Below are 1,376 nucleotides of genomic sequence, written 5' to 3'. Positions count from 1 at the left end.
CGGGGGCTGTAGGCGACCCCGCCCGGGGGCGGCGGGGCGTGACGCCCCGCCGGCCATCCGAGATGCCGGTCCGTCAGAGGTGACGTGTGGTGTCGATCCCCAGGTTCATCCCCGCCAGGCCCCGGGGTCGCACGGCCAGGCCGTCAGCGATCTCGCGGTACGCGCGCCCCGACGGTGACTCGGGCTCGGCCAGGACGATCGGCGTGCCCTCGTCCCCGTGCTCGCGCACGGCCTGCTCGAGCGGCACCTGACCGAGGAGCTTGACGGGTGCGCCGACCGAGCGGGACAGGTTGGCCGCGACCTCCGCGCCGCCGCCGGTACCGAACACGTCCATGCGGGTGCCGTCGGGCAGCTCCAGCCACGACATGTTCTCGATGACACCGGCGATCCGCTGACGGGTCTGCAGCGCGATCGACCCCGCGCGCTCGGCGACCTCGGCGGCCGCCTGCTGCGGAGTGGTGACCACGAGGATCTCCGCCGACGGGATGAGCTGGGCGATCGAGATGGCCACGTCGCCGGTGCCCGGGGGCAGGTCCATCAGCAGGACGTCGAGGTCGCCCCAGTACACGTCGGCGAGGAACTGCTGCAGGGCCCGGTGGAGCATCGGACCACGCCAGACGACCGGGGTGTTGCCCTTCGTGAACTGCGCGATCGAGATGACCTTCACGTCGTGCGCCACGGGCGGGAGGATCATCTGCTCGACCTGGGTCGGCCGGGCGTCGGTGCCGAGCATCCGCGGGATCGAGTGCCCGTAGATATCCGCGTCGAGCACGCCCACGGACAGGCCGCGGGACGCCAGCGCCGTCGCAAGATTGACCGTCGCGGTGGACTTGCCCACGCCGCCCTTGCCCGAGGCGACCGCGTAGACCCGGGTGAGGTTGCCGGGTTGGGCGAACGGGATGACGGGTTCCGCCGCGTCACCACGGAGGTGCTTGCGCAGTTCGGTGCGCTGCTCGTCGCTCATGACGTCGAGCTCGACGGCGACCTCGCCGACGCCCGGGACGTCGGACACCGCCGAGCGGACGCGGTCGCTGATCGTGTCCTGCATCGGACACGAGGCGACGGTCAGGTAGATGCCGACATCGACGCGGCCGGTCGCGGGGTCCACCTCGACGCCCTTGACCATGCCGAGCTCGGTGAGCGGCTTGCGGATCTCCGGATCGTCGACCTTGGCCAGTGCGGCGCGGATCGATTCTTCGCTGGGTGCACTCATGATGCCCCGAGTCTAGGGGTCGCGGCACCCCGTGACGATTCAGGCCGGGGGCGGCGGCACGCAGAACGGCGGGATACAGGGCAACTCGATGACCGGCAGGCCCGGGATGGCGGGCGGCGCCGGCGCCGGGGCGGGCGCGGCGGCCGGGGACGACTCCGTCGTT

At 72.2% G+C, this 1,376-nt stretch carries 1 protein-coding gene; it reads right to left on the bottom strand.

From position 1 onward, the window contains the following. Positions 1-73: 73 nt before the first annotated feature. Complete coding sequence (locus HMPREF3086_RS02040; RefSeq protein ID WP_007631677.1) at positions 74-1,213, bottom strand: Mrp/NBP35 family ATP-binding protein; 1,140 nt, start codon at positions 1,211-1,213, stop codon at positions 74-76. Between the last annotated feature and the right edge of the window lie 163 nt (positions 1,214-1,376).

It is taken from the genome of Dietzia sp. HMSC21D01 (assembly GCF_001815995.1).
Lineage (GTDB): Bacteria > Actinomycetota > Actinomycetes > Mycobacteriales > Mycobacteriaceae > Dietzia > Dietzia cinnamea.
This window is presented reverse-complemented; position numbering and strand designations above follow the sequence as displayed.

Excerpts from the sequence above, each read along its gene's own strand:
- HMPREF3086_RS02040 (WP_007631677.1), bottom strand. The coding sequence starts at position 1,213 with ATGAGTGCACCCAGCGAAGAATCGATCCGCGCCGCACTGGCCAAGGTC.